This is a genomic window from Paenibacillus wulumuqiensis (assembly GCF_000971965.1).
Classification (GTDB): Bacteria; Bacillota; Bacilli; order Paenibacillales; family Paenibacillaceae; genus Saccharibacillus; species Saccharibacillus wulumuqiensis.
In genome coordinates this window covers 127,569-148,206 of record NZ_KQ040795.1, presented here as the reverse complement: position 1 = coordinate 148,206, position 20,638 = coordinate 127,569, and the positions used below count along the sequence as shown (strand labels likewise).

General features: G+C 51.9%; 18 protein-coding genes and 1 riboswitch. Of the genes, 11 read left to right on the top strand and 7 right to left on the bottom strand.

Translation table 11 applies throughout. From position 1 onward, the window contains the following. Window positions 1-49: 49 nt before the first annotated feature. Window positions 50-394 (bottom strand): hypothetical protein, encoded by a 345-nt coding sequence (locus WH45_RS07460; RefSeq protein ID WP_046213770.1) that lies wholly within the window; start codon window positions 392-394, stop codon window positions 50-52. A gap of 383 nt (window positions 395-777) precedes the next feature. Here WH45_RS07460 and WH45_RS07455 point away from each other — a divergent pair, with 383 nt between their 5' ends. From WH45_RS07455 to WH45_RS07425, 7 genes are all read left to right on the top strand, one after another. Then, entirely contained in the window at window positions 778-1,116 is a 339-nt protein-coding gene (locus tag WH45_RS07455) for a metal-sensitive transcriptional regulator (RefSeq protein WP_046213882.1), read from the top strand. Window positions 1,117-1,342: 226 nt separating this feature from the next. Then, on the top strand, window positions 1,343-1,555 hold the full coding sequence (locus WH45_RS07450; protein ID WP_046213881.1) for a copper ion binding protein: 213 nt from the start codon (window positions 1,343-1,345) through the stop codon (window positions 1,553-1,555). A 276-nt stretch (window positions 1,556-1,831) separates the two neighbouring features. Next, window positions 1,832-4,342, top strand: a complete 2,511-nt coding sequence (locus WH45_RS07445) for a heavy metal translocating P-type ATPase (protein ID WP_082096590.1) — start codon at window positions 1,832-1,834, stop codon at window positions 4,340-4,342. Window positions 4,343-4,411: 69 nt separating this feature from the next. Beyond that, window positions 4,412-4,855, top strand: a complete 444-nt coding sequence (locus tag WH45_RS07440; RefSeq protein ID WP_046213769.1) for a hypothetical protein — start codon at window positions 4,412-4,414, stop codon at window positions 4,853-4,855. Window positions 4,856-5,016: 161 nt separating this feature from the next. Beyond that, complete coding sequence (nfsA, locus tag WH45_RS07435; RefSeq protein ID WP_046213768.1) at window positions 5,017-5,760, top strand: oxygen-insensitive NADPH nitroreductase; 744 nt, start codon at window positions 5,017-5,019, stop codon at window positions 5,758-5,760. A 278-nt stretch (window positions 5,761-6,038) separates the two neighbouring features. Beyond that, on the top strand, window positions 6,039-6,527 hold the full coding sequence (locus WH45_RS07430) for a PH domain-containing protein (protein WP_082096588.1): 489 nt from the start codon (window positions 6,039-6,041) through the stop codon (window positions 6,525-6,527). Next, window positions 6,524-8,131, top strand: coding sequence for a PH domain-containing protein (locus WH45_RS07425; protein WP_046213767.1), 1,608 nt, complete (start codon window positions 6,524-6,526; stop codon window positions 8,129-8,131). Before WH45_RS07430 ends, WH45_RS07425 begins: the two co-directional genes overlap by 4 nt. A 180-nt stretch (window positions 8,132-8,311) precedes the next feature. Here the strand turns inward: WH45_RS07425 and WH45_RS07420 are convergent, their stop codons facing one another. Next, entirely contained in the window at window positions 8,312-9,697 is a 1,386-nt protein-coding gene (locus tag WH45_RS07420) for an MDR family MFS transporter (protein ID WP_046213766.1), read from the bottom strand. 422 nt (window positions 9,698-10,119) lie between these two features. On the opposite strand from WH45_RS07420, the gene WH45_RS07415 reads away from it, so the two are divergent. Then, on the top strand, window positions 10,120-12,417 hold the full coding sequence (locus WH45_RS07415; RefSeq protein ID WP_052723665.1) for a response regulator: 2,298 nt from the start codon (window positions 10,120-10,122) through the stop codon (window positions 12,415-12,417). A 220-nt stretch (window positions 12,418-12,637) separates the two neighbouring features. Here WH45_RS07415 and WH45_RS07410 read toward each other — a convergent pair whose 3' ends face one another. From WH45_RS07410 to WH45_RS07390, 5 genes are all read right to left on the bottom strand, one after another. Further along, entirely contained in the window at window positions 12,638-13,510 is an 873-nt protein-coding gene (locus WH45_RS07410) for a TatD family hydrolase (protein WP_082096578.1), read from the bottom strand. Next, window positions 13,507-14,325, bottom strand: a complete 819-nt coding sequence (locus WH45_RS07405; RefSeq protein ID WP_052723676.1) for an ABC transporter ATP-binding protein — start codon at window positions 14,323-14,325, stop codon at window positions 13,507-13,509. The genes WH45_RS07410 and WH45_RS07405 overlap by 4 nt, the downstream gene beginning before the upstream one ends. Window positions 14,326-14,356: 31 nt before the next feature. Next, window positions 14,357-15,151, bottom strand: coding sequence for an ABC transporter permease (locus tag WH45_RS07400; RefSeq protein ID WP_046213764.1), 795 nt, complete (start codon window positions 15,149-15,151; stop codon window positions 14,357-14,359). Further along, window positions 15,151-15,441 carry a thiamine-binding protein gene (locus tag WH45_RS07395; protein ID WP_046213763.1) on the bottom strand — a complete coding sequence of 97 codons (291 nt, stop codon included), beginning with the start codon at window positions 15,439-15,441 and terminating at the stop codon, window positions 15,151-15,153. Before WH45_RS07395 ends, WH45_RS07400 begins: the two co-directional genes overlap by 1 nt. Window positions 15,442-15,565: 124 nt before the next feature. After that, window positions 15,566-16,612, bottom strand: a complete 1,047-nt coding sequence (locus WH45_RS07390) for an ABC transporter substrate-binding protein (RefSeq protein WP_046213762.1) — start codon at window positions 16,610-16,612, stop codon at window positions 15,566-15,568. Window positions 16,613-16,700: 88 nt separating this feature from the next. After that, window positions 16,701-16,810: riboswitch (TPP riboswitch) on the bottom strand. 214 nt (window positions 16,811-17,024) lie between these two features. Between WH45_RS07390 and WH45_RS07385 the strand changes: the two genes are divergently transcribed. The 3 genes from WH45_RS07385 (at window position 17,025) to WH45_RS07375 (ending at window position 20,630) form a co-directional block, all read left to right on the top strand. Next, a complete protein-coding gene (locus WH45_RS07385) occupies window positions 17,025-17,441 on the top strand; it encodes a pyridoxamine 5'-phosphate oxidase family protein (RefSeq protein WP_046213761.1) in 417 nt (138 codons plus the stop codon). Window positions 17,442-17,726: 285 nt separating this feature from the next. Further along, window positions 17,727-17,915 carry an aspartyl-phosphate phosphatase Spo0E family protein gene (locus WH45_RS07380; RefSeq protein ID WP_046213760.1) on the top strand — a complete coding sequence of 63 codons (189 nt, stop codon included), beginning with the start codon at window positions 17,727-17,729 and terminating at the stop codon, window positions 17,913-17,915. A 405-nt stretch (window positions 17,916-18,320) separates the two neighbouring features. After that, window positions 18,321-20,630 (top strand): bifunctional 2',3'-cyclic-nucleotide 2'-phosphodiesterase/3'-nucleotidase, encoded by a 2,310-nt coding sequence (locus tag WH45_RS07375; RefSeq protein WP_046213759.1) that lies wholly within the window; start codon window positions 18,321-18,323, stop codon window positions 20,628-20,630. The last annotated feature ends 8 nt before the right edge of the window (window positions 20,631-20,638 follow it).

The following is a 20,638-nucleotide window of genomic DNA, read 5'->3' as shown; positions in this document are numbered from 1 at the left end:
GCCTGATCTATTGTAACAGGAAATACGGCAGAGACCAATGCTGTACGGATCAGGAAGAGGCCTTTTCCAGCAGATGTTCCAGTGTCAGCACCAGCCTGTGCAGGTGCTCCATCTCTGCCAGGCTACAATCCCGCGGCGGCTCCTGCAGCACAATCGCGAGGATATCGCCGCACACCTCATCCATCTCTTCATAGGAAAGAATGAGTGCCAGCCCCTTGATCGCATGAGCATGGCGATGAATGGCATGCTGAAGCTCGGGTATTCCGGCAGGGGAGGGATCGCCATGATAAGTATGAAAGCGAATACGCAAATCTTCCATTTTCAGCCCGGCGTCCTGCAGAAAACGAATCCGGGTCTGCTCCATCATCTGCTGATAACGATCGGTTTTGGACATATGACTTCCCTTCTTCCATGATATGTATAAGATATATGGGCAGGAGTCCGACTGGACACCAACCGGATTCTGCAGTATCAAAGGGAGCTGTTCAAACAGGAATATCATGAAAAAGTTTGCCTGAATCGGCGAGTTGAATTCCAAAAATAGTAAAATATACTTGTTTAGTTTAACATATTTCCCGTATATTCGTGAATTGGTTCAAGGAAGAAATATATCAAATTTTAAATACTTTTACATACATAAAATTATAGTGAATGAAACTGTTGAATACCCCCATGGGGTATGTTATGATGAGGTTGTAAGATCATTTACCCTGACATGTCTGTTGATGGGATGTATGGGCAAGTGTAAGAGGAGGCTGTACGATGGAGAAAACAGAAATGATCCAGGAGGATCACCCGCAGGATACCGCGCTGGCAGATCATACGGAATGCAGCAGTACCCGCCGCAGCCATCATTCCGAAGAGATGAAGACCAATATGGTGCGTCGTCTTAACCGGGTGGAGGGACAGATTCGCGGCATTAAGGGCATGATCGAAAAGGATACCTACTGCGATGACGTACTGAACCAGATCGCCGCTGCCCAGTCTGCACTCAATTCGGTCGGCCGCCTGCTGCTGGAAGGTCATATGAAGAGCTGTGTAGTCGAACGTATCGAGGCCGGAGAGAATGAAGTGATTGACGAACTGCTGATTACGATTAATAAATTGTTGAAATAACGTGATATGTTAGGATGGATGACGATCCAACATCCATCCGGATGACGATCCAACATCCATCCGGATGACGATCCAACATCCATCCGGATGACGATCCAACATCCATCCGGATGACGATCCAACATCCATCCGGATGACGATCCAACATCCATCCGGATGACGATCCAACATCCATCCGGATGACGATCCAACACACATTTTAAAGGAGGAATAAATCATGACACAAATGACAAATGTAACGCTGGAAGTGGAAGGCATGTCCTGCCAGCACTGCGTACAATCTGTAGAAGGTGCACTTGCTGAGATTGGCGCCAAAGGCAAAGTGAATCTGGAAGCCAAATCCGTGGATATCGAATACGATGCACAGCAGCTGGATGTCGTTAAATTGACCGAAGCAATCGAAGATCAGGGATACGATGTTGTCTCGGCAGGAGCCTGAGGACCATTACTCATCCGCGAATAGAACATGGCAGCCGAATGAGCACCTGACGGCAGATGATGTTTTCAGATGCTCATGCCGGACGCCAATCCAGCGTCATCTTTTTAATAACCCTGGTAACAACAAGTATTCAATAAGCCAAGTATTCAATAAGCACGCAACCAAGCCCACATGGGCTTTTATTTAACACTTATATGTACCCCCTGGGGGTATTTTGAATGAAAGATATGATATAACAAATCCTAACAGGATAAAAGGTTAAAAGGAGGTTATCGTATGAATAGTCCACACAACGCTGCCAACGCTTCTGCGGCGGATACAGTGCCATCAGGTGCAGCAGCTGACGGTTCTGCACGCCAGCTGCAATTGCAGATTGGAGGTATGACCTGTGCGGCCTGCTCGGCCCGGATCGAGAAAGGTCTGCGCCGACTGGAAGGGGTACAGGAAGCCAATGTAAATCTGGCCTTGGAACGTGCTTCGGTGATCTATGATCCGGCACAAATTGATGAAGCCGCCGTCGAGCGTAAGATTGAACAGCTCGGCTACCAGCCGCTCAAGGAAACTGCCGATCTTGATATTATCGGTATGACCTGCGCCGCCTGTGCAACCCGGATCGAGAAAGGCATCCGGCGCATGGAGGGAGTATCCGAAGTCAATGTGAACCTCGCGCTGGAGACTGCACGGGTGCAGTATAATCCCGGCAGCGTGACGCTGGAAGAGATTACCCGCAAAGTGGAAAAGCTCGGCTACAAGGCCGAACCGAAGCATGAGGAAGGCATTGAGCAGCGGCGCGAGCGAGAAGCGGTCATGCGCAAGTGGAAACTGATCATCTCGGCAGTATTGTCACTGCCGCTGCTGTGGGCGATGCTCGGTCACTTTAGCATTACCTCATGGATCAGCACCCCTTCGATTCTGATGAATCCCTGGTTCCAGCTGATTCTGGCGACACCGGTGCAGTTTGTTATCGGCTGGCAGTTCTATGTGGGCGCGTACAAAGCGCTTCGCAGCGGCAGTGCCAATATGGATGTACTGGTCGCACTCGGTACATCGGCCGCCTACTTTTACAGTCTGTTCCTGATTATCCGCTCGGTATTCGTACCGGGAACACAGGTGGAGCTTTATTTTGAAGTCAGCTCGATTCTGGTGACGCTGATCCTGCTCGGTAAGTGGTTTGAGCACCGGGCCAAAGGCCGTTCTTCCGAAGCGATCCGCAGCTTGATGAATCTGCGTGCCCAGACGGCACGGGTCGAGCGGGACGGCGGGGAGATGGAGATACCCGTCGATGATGTGCAGCTCCATGATATTGTTATTGTCAAACCGGGTGAGAAAATTCCTGTCGATGGCGAGGTGCTGGAAGGCCGGTCTTCGGTCGATGAGTCGATGCTCACCGGTGAGAGTCTGCCGGTCGACAAAACGGTCGGCGATGCGGTAATCGGAGCGACGATCAACCAGAATGGACGGCTGCGCTTCCGGGTGAACCGGGTGGGACGGGATACCGCACTCGCCCAGATTATCCGGGTCGTCGAGGAAGCCCAGGTATCCAAAGCCCCGATTCAGAGGATGGCGGATGTGATCTCGGGCATATTTGTACCGATTGTGGTCGGGATTGCGCTGCTGACCTTTGTTGTCTGGTATCTCGGTCTGGAGCCGGGCAACTTTAGCAGTGCACTGGAAAAGGCGATCGCCGTGCTCGTCATTGCCTGTCCATGTGCGCTCGGTCTCGCTACACCAACGTCCATTATGGCCGGATCGGGCCGTGCGGCGGAATACGGCATCCTGTTCAAGGGCGGCGAACATCTGGAAGCCGCGCACAAGGTGAATACCATCGTCCTGGACAAGACGGGTACGATTACACGCGGCGAGCCGGTGCTGACCGATATTCATTTTGTTCCGGGAACAAACGGACTGGAAGAGCGGGTCTGGCTGCAGGGTATCGCCAGTGCAGAAGCCGCTTCCGAACATCCGTTGGCCCGGGCGATTGTACAGGGGCTGCAGGAACGTGATATTGCTGCCAGCCCGGTGGAATCTTTTGAAAATATACCCGGAAAGGGTATCCGGGCCGTTATCGCTGGCCAGCAGCTGCTGATCGGCACACGGCTGCTGCTGCAAGAAGCAGGCATCTCCGGCAATAATCTGGAAGAAGAAGTACAGCAGGTGGAAAGCCAGGGCAAAACCGTAATGCTCACGGCAGTGAATGGCCAGTATACCGGCTGGCTGGCTGTCGCCGATACGGTCAAGGAGACGTCCAGAGAGGCGATACAGCGTCTGCAGCATATGGGCATGGAAGTGATCATGATTACCGGTGACAATGAACGCACGGCCCGGGCGATCGGGCAGCAGACCGGAGTGGACCGGATTCTGGCCGGCGTACTGCCGGAAGGCAAAGCCGCCGAGATCAAGCGTCTGCAGCAGGAAGGCCGCATCGTCGCCATGGTTGGAGACGGGATTAATGATGCGCCGGCACTGGCAACCGCAGATACCGGTATTGCGATCGGTACCGGCACCGATGTAGCGATGGAAGCGGCAGATGTCACCCTGATGCGTGGGGATCTGAACGGTATCGCCGATGCGATCCTGATCAGCCGTCGTACGATTCGCAATATCCGCCAGAATCTGTTCTGGGCGCTCGCTTACAATGTGATCGGCATTCCGGTGGCGGCTGCGGGGCTGCTGGCGCCATGGCTGGCCGGAGCGGCAATGGCATTCAGCTCCGTCTCGGTCGTACTGAATGCACTGCGTCTGCAGCGGATCAAGCTGCAAAAGCCGCAGCTGCATACTGGCAAATAAGGTATACTATACTCCTGAAGGTAGATAGTCTGGGATGCAGGCGATTTTATAGTTTTTTGGGAGGGTATTATGCACGAAGATCATTCCGGCCAGCAGGGCCAACCGTATCAGACATCACCACCGCCGCCGGGTTACCGGCCGCCTCCGAATGGGTATTATCCGCTGCATCAACCAGAGCATCATCCCGATCAGCAGACTGGCAGGGACCGGTTCGTTATGGCACTCACATCATTTGTACTGAGCCTGATCGGTCTGATCAGCATGTCGGGCGTTGTGTGTTTATTTATTATTCTGGTTGCCGCCAATGCGGAATTTGGCGTGATGCCGATGCTCGTTATAGTGGGGCTGGTCGTCTCGGCGGCGATTATCCTCTTGTCACTTGTATTTGCGATATTATCGCTGCGTTCTTCACGCGGCAGGGGATTTGCGATTACCAGCCTGACGATCGGGCTGCTGCAGATCGTGGGCTGGGCCGGATTTGTTGGATTGACGATCTGGCTGGGCTCGCTGTAAGCAGCATGAGTGTCTTCGACCCGTGCAGATGTAGGTTTTCGTTCCGCTTCTGCAGTATTACGGTATTGTGTATTATAATGTGCAGGATACAATCTGCTTCATCTGATCCTGCGCATGGTTAAGATACGATAACATTGTATAGACAGGAGTGTAGTGCAACCGTGAACGATACGATTAATCTGTTAATGAATCACCGCTCAATTCGCAGCTACAAGCCGGACCCGGTCACCGATGACCAGCTGGAGACGATTATTGCTGCCGGGCAGATGGCTTCCAGCTCCAGTAACGTGCAGGCTTACAGCGTCATTGCCATCCGCGATCCGAAGCGCAAGGCCCAGCTGTCCGAGCTGGCCGGCAATCAGCGTTATATCGTGGAATGTCCGGTCTTTCTCGTCTGGTGTGCCGATCTGTATCGTCTGGAAAAGGCAGTGCAGCAGCACGCGCCGGAGCAGGAGTCGTATACCGATGCGGTCGAAAACTTTATCGTAGCTACCGCTGATGTAACGCTTGCTGCCCAGAATGCAGCCGTTGCTGCCGAGTCGATGGGACTTGGCATCGTCTATATCGGCGGAATCCGCAACGATATCGAAGGAGCCGCCGAACTGCTCGGTCTGCCGGAGCTGGTCTATCCGGTATACGGCATGTGTATCGGTTATCCGAATCAGGAGCCGGACCTGCGCCCGAGGCTGCCGCTCAAGGCCGTACTGCATCATGAATCCTATGATACCGCTGCGACCGAGCAGAGTGTAAAAGAGTACGATGAGCAGATGTCCAACTATCTATCCGTTCGTACAGCCGGAACCAGGAACACACCATGGTCTGCGCTGATGGCTCAGAAGTTTACCACTCCTTCGCGAATGCAGCTCAAAGAATTTTTAGATAAAAAAGGGTTCAATAAACGTTAAATCTGGAGATTTGGCAGAGTTAGAGATAATGCAGCGTTCACCAATCTTCCTGCCAGCGAGATAGCAGCCGCCAGAATGGAAACGACATTTCTTTGTGAAGTGTTGTTGCCGTCCTGGCGGCTTTTTTATCTGTTTTTTGGTAATACTAGCAATCAAATATGGAGAGATCGACACCAAAAGCAGGCAGATAGTGTATATACTGTTAACGTATACTTTTGTAAATGAGCAAAGCGTATACGGATGAACAAATATTGCTTGATGAGCAAAGGAGGAACAGGATGTCATTTACCGGAGCAGAAATGAGACCGCTTCATCCTGACTGGAAATCCGCAGAGCGTCTGGGAGCGCTGATTGGCTATGGAATCTTCCTGCTGATTCTGGCGGCGATTGCACTGCTGCCGGACTGGCTGGGCTGGTTTGAGATGCCATGGTGGCTGAAGACGGCACTGATCGGTCTGGGTGTGCTGCTGATCGTGTTCTACGTGATGATCGCCCCATCGATCCGGTACAACCGTTTCCGGTTCGCCGTATCGGATGAAGAGCTGGAGATACATAACGGGCTGTTTTTTATCAGTGAGACGCTCGTCCCGATGAGCAAGGTACAGCATGTGGAGCTGGAGATTGGACCGATTCTGCGGCGTTATCATCTGGCAGAGGTACATATTGTCACTGCGGCGACGACCCACACCATCGCCGGGGTGAAGCTGGAGGAAGCGGAGCAGCTCAAGCAGCGGATCGGACGCCTGGCGCGGAGGATAGACGAATGAATCAGCAGCCGCGCCGGATGCACCTGTTGTATGTCGCTTTTGCACTGCTGCGTACCGTTAAAAATCTGGCTTTCCTGCTCGTGCTGGCTGCTGTACGGATCATCAGCGGTGATGGTCTGTCTGCGTCGGTGTACTGGACGATCGGCGGAGTACTGCTGCTGCTCCTGCTGAGTGGGCTGTATCAGATCGCAGCCTGGCGCCGGTTCACCTATCAGGAGGAAGAAGATCGCCTGGTGATCCGGAGCGGACTGCTTCAGCGCCGGGAGAAAGCCATCTATTATTCGCGCATTCACTCGGTCAGTATCGAACAGCCGCTGATTCAGCGCCTGCTCGGTGTCGTACAGCTCAAGATCGAGACGCCGGGAGGAAGCTCCGATGGAGACGCTGTGCTGGAAGTACTGTCTTCTGCTGAAGCGGAACGTCTGCAGGGAATGCTGGAGCAGGCTGCCGTTTCTATGGAAATGCGGCCGGAATCTTCTTACGAACCAGCAGAGATGGCAGCGGAAAATGCCGATTCTCTGCACAACCGTACAGGAGATGAAGGTGATGGTTTACCGAATTCTTCTGCTTCCTTGGGGAATGGTAGAGGGGGCAGCGGTGCCGGTAATTTTCCGAACGGTGCCACCAGTTCGCCGCAGCTCGTGCCACAGCTGTTATACCGGTTGACCACTCCGCAGCTGCTGCGAGCGGCGCTGACCGAGCTGAACCTGGGATTGGGACTGGCTTTTATCGCGGGTATTTATTCTTTTGCCGGTGATATTCTGCCCGGCAGTTTGGTGAACCAGCTGATGGATAATGCACGCGGGTATATTACCGGCATTCAGGCGCTGCTGGGGGCGGTGCTGATCGGTCTGATCTTTGCCTGGCTGCTGTCGCTCGTGCTGTTTATTGTCAAATACGCCGGATTCTCCGTCTATCGCAGCGGAGAGCGGCTGTCTGTCCGCTATGGACTGCTGGAACGCAGACAGTTCGTATTTCATCCGAGACATGTACAGGCGGTGACCGTCAAGGAAAGTGCGATTCGCCGCTGGCTCGGCTTTGCCCAGATCCAGCTGCATGTCGTCTCCTCCGGCAGGGATGCCAAGGCACCGGTGCTGCATCCCTTTATTCACAGGAGCGAAGTGCAGACGCTGCTCGACTCGGTCGTGCCCGGGTTTCTGTACCGCCAGCCGGAGTATCGTTCACCATCCCGGGCGCTCTGGGCATATGTATGGCCGGGGCTGCTAATCGGCGGCATTATTACCGCGGCAGGCATCTATTTCCTGTCCATGTACGGCCTGCTGATAGGTCTCGTGCTGGTGCTGGTCATTGTGCTGCTGGATTATGGTCGGTATCGCCGCTCCGGCGCCGCACTGGATGAAGAGCGGCTCATTATCGCGAACCGGTATGTGTCCCACTATACACACTGCGTGTTATGGAAGCATATTGAAGCTTTCAGCTTCACCGGCAGTCGGCTGCAGCGTCGCCAGCATCTGCTGACGCTCCGCTTGTATATCGCGGCAGGACATACCACTTTCCAGACCAACCGATTGGAGCACCGGGAGGCGGAACAGGTCAGCCGCTGGTACAGCCGCAGCCACCGGGCAGCGGATCGGGAACAATGAACAAGTCTGTATTGTTTTTGTTTTCAATAAAATGGTCATGCAAAAAGGCTGCGACCCCTCATGCCGGGGAATCGCAGCCTTTTTTATTTTGGGAAAATCATAGAAAGCGGAGTCCCTAATCGCTTCTCTCTTGCTCCGGCAGATCAATCCGTCATTCAAATCAGAATCAGCCCGGATGCGTTACTGCTGATGATTCAGCAGCCTGCTGCTTGGCGGCAGGAACAGAGCGACCAGCAGATTCAGCACAGCCACTGCGAGCATCAGGATAAATACATAATGAATACCAAGCGCCAACTCGCTCGCTGTGCCGTGGGTGACAATTGCATTGAATACGAGTCCAAACACCGCGACGCTGACCGTCTGTCCGAGCGAGTTCATCAGCGTATTGGTGGACGTCGCCACACTGCGCATCTGGAAGCCCACCGCCCCCTGGATAATGACCATGGACGGAGTTACGATACAGCCCATGCCGAATCCGATCAATACCAGCGAAGCGACAATAATGAGATAAGGCGAACCGGAGTCCATTACAGCGACCAGCAGACTACCGATAACCGCCAGTGCCGAACCGAAAATAATCAGCGATTTGGCGCCCAGCTTGTACATGAGTCGCCCCGACAGCGTGGAAGCGATCGGCCAGGCGATCGACATTGGCATCAGTGCCAGTCCGGCAAAGGTCGCACTGTATCCCGACACATCCTGCAGCCACAGCGCACAGTATACCGTAACCCCCATCACCGTCCAGCGGGTCGTAAAGGCCAGAATATACGGAACTGTCAGCACGCTGGTACGGAACAGCGACAGGGGCAGCATCGGCTCCTGCGCCCGTTTTTCAATCCGCAGGAACAACCCGAGGAAGATGAGCGTAACAACAAACAGGCCGATAATAATGGGTGACGTCCATGCATACTCCTCGCCTCCGGTCAGCAATGCCAGCAGCAGTGCGGTCATCCCGATCGTAAAGGTAAGCGCGCCGGCATAGTCAATCGCCTTTTGCTTCTTCTCAAACGATTCATGATAGTACATAAAAATAAACAAAATGGCGATAATGCCAACCGGCAGATTGATAAAGAAGATCCAGCGCCAGGAGATATAATCGACGAAGTAACCGCCGACGAGCGGCCCGAACAATCCGGCAATCGACCAGACCGAGGAGAAAATCCCCTGTACTTTGGCCCGTTCCTTGCCCGGATACAGATCGCCGACAATGGTAAAGGTAACCGGTGTAAGCGCACCTGCACCAATACCCTGCAGCGCCCGGTACCAGATCAGTTCGGTCATGGAACCGGCGAATCCGCACAGTACCGAACCGACGATGAACAGTCCGAGTCCGATTGCGAATACCAGCTTGCGTCCGTACAGGTCGCCCAGCTTGCCAAAAATTGGTGTAGCGATACAGGTCGTTAATGTATAAATGGAGAAGATCCAGCTGATCAGGCTGAGACCGCCCAGTGAATCGATAATACGTGGTGAAGCCGTGCTGACAACCGTCGAATCCAGCGCCCCGATAAAGAGTGCAGCCAGGAGCCCGACCGTTACCATTGCCCGGTTGGTTTGCTTGGACATAGCGTATGATTCCTTCTTCCTGCTTGAATTTCAGTATAGCGATTCATGATTCCGTGCAAATAGGCTGTACGGATAAAATTAAACCGTGCATCCGGTCATGAAGCATTCCAAATCGTATACCGGAACAAAGAGGTGCGTCAAGGGAAAAACAGCAGAGTTCATATAACAATGAATCAGCAGAATAAGGGGTTGGAATCTTCCTGCAGCAGTTAATCGCCCTATATAGCAGGGAATAGACTGCTTTCAATAATGGAATTACAGCATTTTGTTTTCGTAAGCACAATACCATTTACTATTAAATGAAAATAAGTCCAAGTTTCTACAGACAAACTACCTATGTTCACGTATCATTGGAAGTATGTTCAGCCAGCGTTTTTGCCACAATTCTGCTTACATCATGAGAGAGGAAGAATGCATTATTTATGAATTATAAACACCAACAGATTATTGGGTTCAGTTTTATGCTGATGCTGGCAATTTTATTTATTATTATAGAAGGATTCTTTTTACAATATACGATGATGTCGGAGCGATGGATGCTTACAGGAATGCTTTCCTTTATCCTGCTGCTGGCAGGTCTCATCATCTCGTTCTGGACGATTCGCCGGACGACCGGGCGCCTGCAGAAGGTGACCCATGTGATCACCAATGTGAATTTTGACAAGATTCAAGAAATTCCTTACTTGGAGATCAAAGGCAAAGATGAAGTGGCGAATATTGCCCAGGCATTCAACACCATGTCCATCGCACTGGTGGAGTATAACCGCAAAATGCAGGAAGCGGCTGCCCAGATGGAAGACGCCAACTGGGTACAGACACAGCTGGCTCAGATCGGCAACGTGTATCAGGGAATCAATAACACTCCCGAACTGGCCGAGAAGCTGCTTACTAGAATCGTGCCCCTGATGGAAGCTTCGTATGGATTGTTCTATTATGTTCATCCGGATACCAAGGGAGACCAGTTTCAACTGGAGTATTCGTATGGTGCTTATGGAGAAATGTCGGGTACCGTTCCGGGATTCAATCCCGGGGAGGGTGTGATCGGGCGTGCAGCGATCGAGCAAAAGGCACATACGCTGACAGCCGATGAAGACCATCCGATTCGTATTCAGACAGGACTTGGCTACAGCATTCCCCAGCAGATCGTCGTAACACCGATTGTTTTTGCCGGACGTACGGTAGCGGTACTGGAGCTTGGCGCGGCGTCGAAGTTTGCATCGCGTCACTGTCAGTTGATTGATCAGATCTGCAGCAGTTTTGGAGCAATTATCAGCAATATCGAGAACCGGATGCAGGTGGAAGAGCTGCTGCGCAACAGCAGTATAATGAATCAGGAACTGCAGATGCAGCAGGAAGAACTGCAAACCCAGCAGGAGGAACTGCAGGTACAGCAGGAAGAACTGCAGACGACCAACGAGCAGCTGCGGGAACGAACGAGTTTTGCGGAGAACAAAGCGCAGGAACTGGAAACAACCCGGCAGGAACTGGAATTGTATGCCGAACAGCTCAAGCTCAGTTCGAGCTACAAGACCGAATTTCTGGCCAATATGTCGCATGAGCTGCGTACACCGATGAACAGCATTCTGATTCTGTCCCAGCTGATTGCCGAGAGCCAGCCACGGGATGATGAAGATGAGATGCCTGGCTATGGTCATATCATTCACCGGTCTGCCCAGGATCTGCTGGCGCTGATTGATGATATTCTGGATCTGTCCAAAGTGGAAGCAGGCATGGTGGAAGTACAGCGTGAACTCATTTCCATTCACGATATTCCGGAAGTGATGGGTTATAACTTCAACAAACTGGCCGAACAGAAAAATCTGGAATTCTACAATGAAGTCGATGAGGATGCACCGCCGACCTTTTACACGGATGGCAAAAGACTGCAGCAAATCCTCAAAAATCTGCTTTCCAATGCATTCAAGTTCACCAGCGAGGGCGAAGTACAGCTGCGCATTGCTCCGGCAGAAAAGGTTCCGCTGGCAGCTGGTTACAGTCTGCCGGAACATGGGGAGAATATGCTCGCCATCTCGGTAACCGATACCGGAATTGGCATCGCGCCGGACAAGCAGCAGATTGTTTTTGAAGCATTTCGTCAGGCGGATGGCGCCCGTACGGATCGTGATTATGGCGGAACCGGATTGGGATTATCGATCTGCCGCGAGTTTTCGCAATTGCTGGGCGGCTTTATTACGGTGGAGAGTGAAGTGGGCCAGGGAAGTACATTTACACTGTATATCCCTTCGATGCCCGAGGATACTACACCGAACAGTCCGGAAACGTCATCTTCCGTGCCCGCCGGTCTGCCGGAGGAACTACAGACGCTGCGGGGCAAAAAGGTATTGGTAGTCGATGATGACTTCCGTAATATTTTCGCCCTGGAAGGTGCTCTCAAATCCAAAGGCATAGAAGTCATGAGTGCCTACAACGGCAAGGAAGCACTGGAAATGATGGAGCAGGGCCAGCCGGATCTGGTTCTGATGGATATTATGATGCCGATCATGGACGGCTACAAGACGATGGAGAATATCCGCAGTCAGCCGCAGTGGAGAGACCTGCCGATTATAGCCCTGACCGCCAAAGCGATGAAGGATGACCGGCAGCGCTGCCTGCAGGCAGGAGCCTCCGATTATCTCAGCAAGCCGCTGCAGATGGAGCAGCTGTTCTCCATGCTGCTCGTATGGCTGAGCCCGGTCGTGTCGATGAAGAGTGACGATTAGGACTGCTGAGCATGATCCGGCTGAATTGCAGCCATAAAGTATCACTCTTATGGATAAGCGCAAGTACATCAACCATACTGGTTTCCTTCCGCTTATCGGATGCGAATATACAAATAAAAGCCTGATCTGCATGAAGGAATCTATCCTTCTATACGGATCAGGCTTTTTTTGCGTGAACAGAAATCTCTCTGCGTTTTGTACTGAGCGAATCATGGATACATCATTGATTGATCCGGTAAAAGGCACATGTATTGGTATACAGAATCTGCCGCGCTTCCCGTTCGCTCAATCCCTGGATCTCTGCCCATGTCCGGCATACGTCTGCAGTCATGCGCGGATGAGTGGACTGCCCGGCAAAAGGTCCTTCAAACGGCCATGGTCCATCCGTCTCGGCCATCACCAGCTCACGCGGATAGAGAGCAGCCAGTCGGCGGATCTCCGGTTCATAGACAATATCCGGTGTAAAGGAAATATGGTATCCCCGCCGGGCCATCCGCTTGATCGTGTCTTCGGAACCTTTGAACCAGTGGAAATGCGCCCGCTGGATACGATACTGCTCCAGCAGCTGGCAGACCGTATCGGCATCCTCATAGACAGCGTGGAGTACGACTGGCTTGTCATGCCGGGCAGCCAGCTGCAGATACTGTTCCAGCAGCGAGATATATCCATCTTCGTCCAGCGCTTCACCATGCTGAGCCAGCTCTTGACGACGGTAATAGGGCAGCCCGATCTCGCCGACCGCCACAGCACTGCCGATGCGGGCTCCCAACCATTCCAGCAGCTTCAGCGTCTGCTGATCATCAGGGAGCGGCTGCTCGGGATGATACCCATACGCAGGATGCACGAAGCCCGGATAACGCCGGGCGAGCTGCTGGATCCGCTGGCAGGAATCCATGTTCATCGAGACAGCAACGACCGACTTCACCTGATGATCCGGCAGACTCTGCATCATTTGCTGAATTTCGTCATCCTCATACTGGTCCAGATGAATATGGCTGTCGATCAACGGAGCCTGCGGATGTACCAGAGCCTGTTTTGCATAATTATCGGGCCGATGAAGCTGCAGCGGGGAGAGGGAATAAGAATCGCTCATCGCACATTCAGCTCCGCTCGCAGCGCTTCAGTCAGCTGTCTGCGCAGTGCGATAAATTCCGGCGTATCCGCCAGTTCCTCACGCCGTGGTCTTGGAAAAGGTACGCTGACCTTCTGCATCACATGGGCCGGACGGCTGGACAGCACGTAGATCGTGTCCGATAGCAGCAGTGCCTCTTCAATATGATGCGTAATAAAGACAACGGACCGCCGGTTCTCTTCCCAGATACGCAGCAGCCATGACTGCATCTCGCTGCGGGTAAAAGCGTCCAGTGCGCTGAACGGCTCATCCAGACAGAGCAGTGACTGCGGTCCGAGCAGTGCCCGCAAAAAGGCAACCCGCTGCTGCATGCCGCCGGACAGTGTATGCGGATAGGCACGCGCAAATTCGCCCAGGCCCACTTTATCCAGCCATGTACGAGCCAGAGCCAGCGATTCCTGACGAGGCAGTCCGGCCGTCTCGCGGGCGAGAATTACGTTCTTCTCGATCGTACGCCAGGGCAGGAGGGCAGGCTGCTGCGGCATATAGCCGGCTTTGCCTTTGAGTCCGTTAATTCGCTGTCCCTGCAGCATAATATCGCCTTGATCCGGCAGCATGACGCCGCCGATCATCTGCAGCAGTGTGCTTTTGCCTGAACCGGAAGGTCCGATCACCGATACAAATTCACCTTCATGCACGGTCAACGAGATATTTTCCATCACCTGCAGCTGCTGTCTTCCCTGGGCAAAGGATTTGCTGATTCCGCGCAGCTCCAGGAAGGGAGTGCGAATTGCCGGTGAGCCAGCTGCAGAGGCTCCCTGTTCCTGCTCCGCCATTTTCCCTGGTGTACCTGATAGGCCAGTCTGTTCAGACATGGTCGGTTCCTCCTTTACTATGGGCTGTACTGCCGTTTTGCCAGCGTACACACCATTTCTCCAGCAGCACGATCAGCGAGAACATGATCAGGCTAAAGGCGATCACGATCATGATCGCGACAAACATGCGGTCGGTGCGGAAGGCAGATTGCTGCAGCAGCATATAATAGCCAAGACCTTCGCTGCTGCTGATCCATTCCGCGATAATCGCGCCCATGATGCTGTAGGTAGCGGCGATCTTAAGCCCGGAAAAGACCGACGGCAGACTGTAGGGCAGCTCCAGCTTCCAGAAAATCTGCCCCCGCGTCGCGCCGATCATCTGCATATAATTCATCATCGTGCGGTCAGTCCCGGCGAGCCCGCTAAGCGCAGCCACCGTAATCGGGAAAAAGCAGACCAGCACAATTACGATCAGCTTGGACAATAGCCCGAATCCGAACCAGATAATGAGCAGCGGTCCGAGGGCGATCAGCGGAATATTCTGACTCAGGATCAGCAGCGGATAGAGGGCCCGCCGCAGAAACGGAATATAGTGGAGCACACCGGCGACGATCAATCCGGTTGCTGCCCCGATGCCGAATCCGGCCAGTGTCAGCTTCAGCGTCGCCCATGTATGCCCGAGCAGACTGACATAGCTTTTCTCCGCTTCCATGGCGATTCGTGCAGGACTTGGCAGAATCCAGTCCTCAATTTGGAAAAGGGAGGTAGCCAACTGCCATAGAACCAGTAACAAAACGACCGCCCCAAAGGGCGGCCATATGCCTTTCCACCATGCTCTGATGGACATTAGCGGTATTTCTCCGTCAATCCGTCCATGCTGATGCCGGATGGATTGTGCGCGATCTTGATCTGGGAAATGATACTCGGGCTGCCCTTTTCCACCAGCGCCTCATGCATCTTCTGTACAACCTCCAGCAGCTGCGGAAGTTCGCCTTCCAGCGTTGTCTCCAGCGGATGCACTTCATATTTCAATCCGGAAGCCTGAATGACCGCAATCGCGGCGTCAACGTAATCATAGGAATTTTCATTATTAACGGTCTTGGGAATGACCTGAATGCTCAGTAGTGTCGTAGCCATGATTAATAACCTCCTGGTAGAATGACTGTGGTATTGAACCGATCAGGCAAAATAAATACATAATACCTGCAGCGATGCCGCCGGCGATTCAGCGCCCGGGAGCATCGCTGCTTGATTCTGCTTTTTACTTGCTGTCTGCTGCAGGCAGATAATCGTTGGTGAACGCTTTGGAAGCATCCAGCTTGTCGTCGAGCAGACCCTGTTCATACATCCAGTCGGCGTAGCCGGACCAGATCTGCGGCTTTTGCATGCCCCACTGTTTGGCATCATCCTGATATTTGGGTGACAGCCACTTCTGACTGGCTTGGACCAGTTCAGGATCGAGATCCGGTACCGCTTTGATCAGAATATCTGCGGCTTTGTCCGGATTGGCGATTGTATATTCATAGCCTTTGGCAGTTGCTGCCATGAATGCCTTGACCAGATCGGGGTCCTGCTGAATCTGCTTCTCGTTGGTCACGATGACCGGTGTGTAATAGTCCAGATTCGGCGAATAATCCTTGACATACATCATGTTGAGCGGCTCTCCGCGCAGTTCGGCCTCCACGCCGGTCCAGCCGTAGAAGATCCAGGCAAAGTCAATGCCTTTCTTGACCGCGGTGAAAAAGTCCGCATCCCCGATATTGACGCTTTTCACCTTGGTTACATCCCCGCCGTCGGTGGTCATGATCGATTTCATAACCGCTTCCTCAACCGGTGATCCCCATGCGCCATAAGATTTGCCTTCCATATCCTTGGGTGTCTTGATCCCGCGGTCGACCGGTGAAGCAAAACCGGAAGTGTTATGCTGAATCACGGCTGCGATCGAGACGAGCGGTACACCCTGCACACGGGCCTGGGTCACGCTCTCCTGGTAGCTGATGCCGAACGGCACTTTGCCCGAGGCGACCATCGTATCCGCACCGCCCTGTCCCGGCGTAATAATCTCTACATTTAATCCGGCATCCTTGTAGTAACCCATCTGCTGGGCGACATAGAGACCGGTATGGTTCGTATTCGGTGTCCAATCCAGCACGACCTGCACATCCTTGAGTGTGCTGTCGCTCGTGCCTGCGGTGTCCTGACCGCCGGCTGCCGGACTGCTGCTTCCACTCTGACCTCCGCAGCCTGCCGTGATAAGCAGCAGGCATACCGCCAATAGCGGCAGAAGCTTGTTCCAGTGTCTGTTCATTTCGTTACCCCTTCTTCCTTCTATATAAAAAGATATAAAAAAAGCGCCCCGGATCGGGACGTCATAGGTGCATATCGTATGAGAACACATACAATGCGTGATTCGCTTCCTACGCTGGCATTATCCAGATCAGGTATAAGGGTCTGTATTGGTCGAATACACTCTCAGCCGGCTAGCCCAGCTCCCCCAGATCGTATGCGCTTTTTCTAGGTGTAATTATAGACGAGTGCCTGCCTGCTGTCCAGCAACCGAGGCATCCGGGAATGGGAAAACAGACCGGAAAGGTTCAGCTTCTTGCTGACCGGGTAAGTATTCAATACAGGCACTCAAAGTTAAGTACTATATAAAATTCAGCGTCTTTAATCAGGACGTATTGAAACACCCAAGTCCATATCGCGGAAGGAGCTTGATCATGAGTCAAACATCAGTTGAACAATCTATCGTCAAAGCACTGGAAGAGAACCGTTTTTGTGCATTCGGCACAGTGGAGAACAATAAACCAAAGGTACGCTATATGGCCGTATATAATGAAGGTCTGAATATTCATCTGGCAACAGACCGCAAAACACAGAAAGTGGATGAGCTGGAACAGAACCCGAACTGCTATCTGCTGCTCGGTTATGAAAAAGGCGGCAATAACGAAGTGGTTGAGATCGAAGCGACCTGCGCCGTGTCCACGAATGACGAGCTGAAGCAGCGCGTCTGGAAAGACGAATTCAAAAACTGGTTCTCCGGACCGGATGATCCCGACTATGTAGTACTCGATATTACACCTCAAACGATTGAATATACCGACAAAGAAGGTCAGAAACAGACCTGGAACAGCTAAGTCGCCTTTCCGGCGCATGGCTGATACCATTCCTGTAACAAGTGATTCAGTATAGGCATGGATAATCCGGTGGCGGATTTTGTAAAATGCGCAGGCATCCTACAGAATCGGCACCGGATTTTTTGTCATTTTTTGTTTCCAATAAAAGGATAAAATAGGGACCCTAGGAACTTGATCAAGAGCATGAATTTGGGGTATAAACAATGTATTACTACAAATTTTATCTATTTCAAATATAAGGTAAACGCAACAAGTGAAAGGGGTAATCTACAGGAGGTGCTTTCCTTGGACCTGAAAAAGATCGAGCAGCAGATTGAACAGGAACGCCGCATATTGAATCAGATGGCCGAAGAGCATGGAATCCGCGATCATCGGGTGATCGACCAGTCCGAACAGCTGGATCGTATTCTGGACTCTTATTTACAGCATAAACACCGCAAGGGGAATCAACCCGCAACCGGTATGAGTCAATAAGGATATATAAAAGTCGTCATACACCACAGAGAGAAGTCTATCCTTTATTTTGATTTGCCGGATTTGGGTAAAAAATGCGAATAATAACTGACGTATATATGTTATATATACGTCTTTTTTGTAACTAATTTAGCAAAAATCGTAAAAATGGATCAAATATCCCTTCAAATATATCAATCAATAGTATAAAATTCTATCATGTCACTATATGCTTTGCTCTTTTATGCGTCTGCACTCTCATTTCATTTCGGCAATATGTAAGCAGTATGTAAATAATAGTGCAAATTCGCATATTAATTTCACACCCGCTTTACATATGCTTTATACATAGATGAGTGTAGGTGTTTATACTGAAAGAATCAGAGAACGTATATGTGCTGAATATATTCGGGAGGGGTTTTGATTTTGAATCTGGGGAAAAAGACACTCAAGAAGACAGTAGCGGCGATTGCAGCGCTGCACCTGTTTGGCATCACGGCTGTGCCGGTATTTGCGGCGGATACAACTGCTGCAGGTACAACGGTTAAGCTTCGTTTGATGGAGACAACTGACCTGCACACAAATATGGTGAACTATGATTACTATTCAGACAAACCTACAGATGAATACGGTTTCGCCAAAACGGCAACGCTGATCAAAGCGGCGCGTGCTGAAGCTGCGAACAGTGTATTGATCGATAATGGTGATCTGCTGCAAGGCACACCGCTGGGTGATTATGTAGCCAAAATCGAACCGCTCGCTCAAAATGCGACCCATCCGATTTATGAAGCCATGAATCCGCTCGGTTTTGATGCAGCAACCTATGGTAACCATGAGTTTAACTATGGACTCGATTTTCTGAATCAGGCTGTAAAAGGCGCCAAGTTCCCTTATGTGAACGCTAACGTTTATAAAGACAACGGAAACGGTGAAGGTACCGAAAACTACTTTACACCGTACGTTATTCTGGATAAAGAAGTAACCGACGAAGCCGGAGCAAAACACACGCTCAAAGTAGGTGTACTCGGTCTGGTCACTCCGCAAATCATGCAGTGGGATGGCGGACACCTGAATGGTAAGGTCATCACCAAGGATATTGTGGAGACTGCCAAAAAATTCGTACCGGAAATGAAAGAAAAAGGTGCAGACATTATTATTGCGGCTGCCCATACCGGCTATGATGATGCTCCGCAAACCAATATGATGGAAAACGCTGTCCTGTATCTCAGTCAGGTGCCGGATATTGATGCCATCATGTTCGGTCATGCACACAAAGTCTTCCCGGGTACTGACTTTACAGGCAAAACCGGTGTGGATCTGGCAAAAGGAACAATTAACGGAGTTCCGGCGGTAGAACCTGGATTCTGGGGTGACCATCTCGGCGTTATTGATCTGGAACTGAAGCAGACAGGAGACGATTGGGAAGTTACCGACTCTCAGGTAGCAGCTCGTCCTGTCTATGATAAAGCAGCCAAAAAAGTGCTGGCTGAAGTAGACCAATCTGTGGTGGATGCTGTCTACAAAGAGCACCAGGCTACCATCAATTATGTACGCGGACCTGTAGGCGAGACCTCTTCCCGCATTACGAGCTATTTTGCACTGGTACAGGATGATCCTTCGATCCAGATCGTAACCAATGCTCAGAAATGGTATCTGGAGCAAAAGCTGAAAGGTACCGAAGTGGAAGATCTGCCGATTCTGTCTGCAGGTGCACCGTTCAAGGCAGGCGGACGCTCTGGCCCGAACTATTACACTGATATTGCAGCAGGAACGATCGCAATCAAAAACGTATCCGATCTGTATGTATATCCAAACACTGTCTATGCCGTAAAAGTAAATGGCGCAGAAGTGAAAAACTGGCTGGAATGGTCTGCAGGACAGTTCAACCAGATCGATCCATCCAAATCCGGCGACCAACCGCTGATCAACATGGATTTCCCGACGTATAACTTTGACGTCATCGATGGCGTAACCTATCAGATCGACGTGACCCAGCCGCAGAAATACGATGCCAAAGGCACACTCGTTAACGAGTCCGCTAATCGTATCGTCAACCTGCAGTACAATGGCAAGCCGATCGATCCCAAGCAGGAATTTATCGTAGCGACCAATAACTACCGTGCTTCTTCATCCAAGCTGGCGAACCCTGATGGCAAACGCATCGTACTGGCTGCCCCGGATGAGAACCGTCAGGTAATTATCGATTACATCCGTGAGAACGGTACAATCAACCCGACAGCAGACGGCAACTGGTCCCTGGCTCCGGTGAAAGGCAATGCCAAAGTAACATTCACCTCTTCACCAAAAGCACAGGATGCACTGAAAGCAGCACCGTCTCTGACGGCAGGCGGCAGCAGTGAGCAGATTGCCTATGCAGGTGAGGGGACAGATGGATTCGCCAACTATACACTGGATCTGTCCAAAGCAGCAGCCCCAGCAGCAGGCACCAAGCCAGCAGCTCCTGCCAAGGACAAACCGGCTAAACCAGCTAAACCTGCAGCTTCAGCAGCGACCAAACCTGCGAAGCCAGCGAAACCTGCTGTGCCAACCAAGCCGGCCAAGCCTGTTCCGACAGCAGCTGCAGAAGAAGGTACGTACACGATCCAAAAAGGCGACAACCTTTATCGCATCAGTCTCAAATACGGTGTGACCTGGCAGGAACTCGCCAAGTACAACAAAATCACTGATCCTACCGGTCTGCAGGTAGGCGACGTACTGGAGATTCCAGCGAGCTAATCGCACTC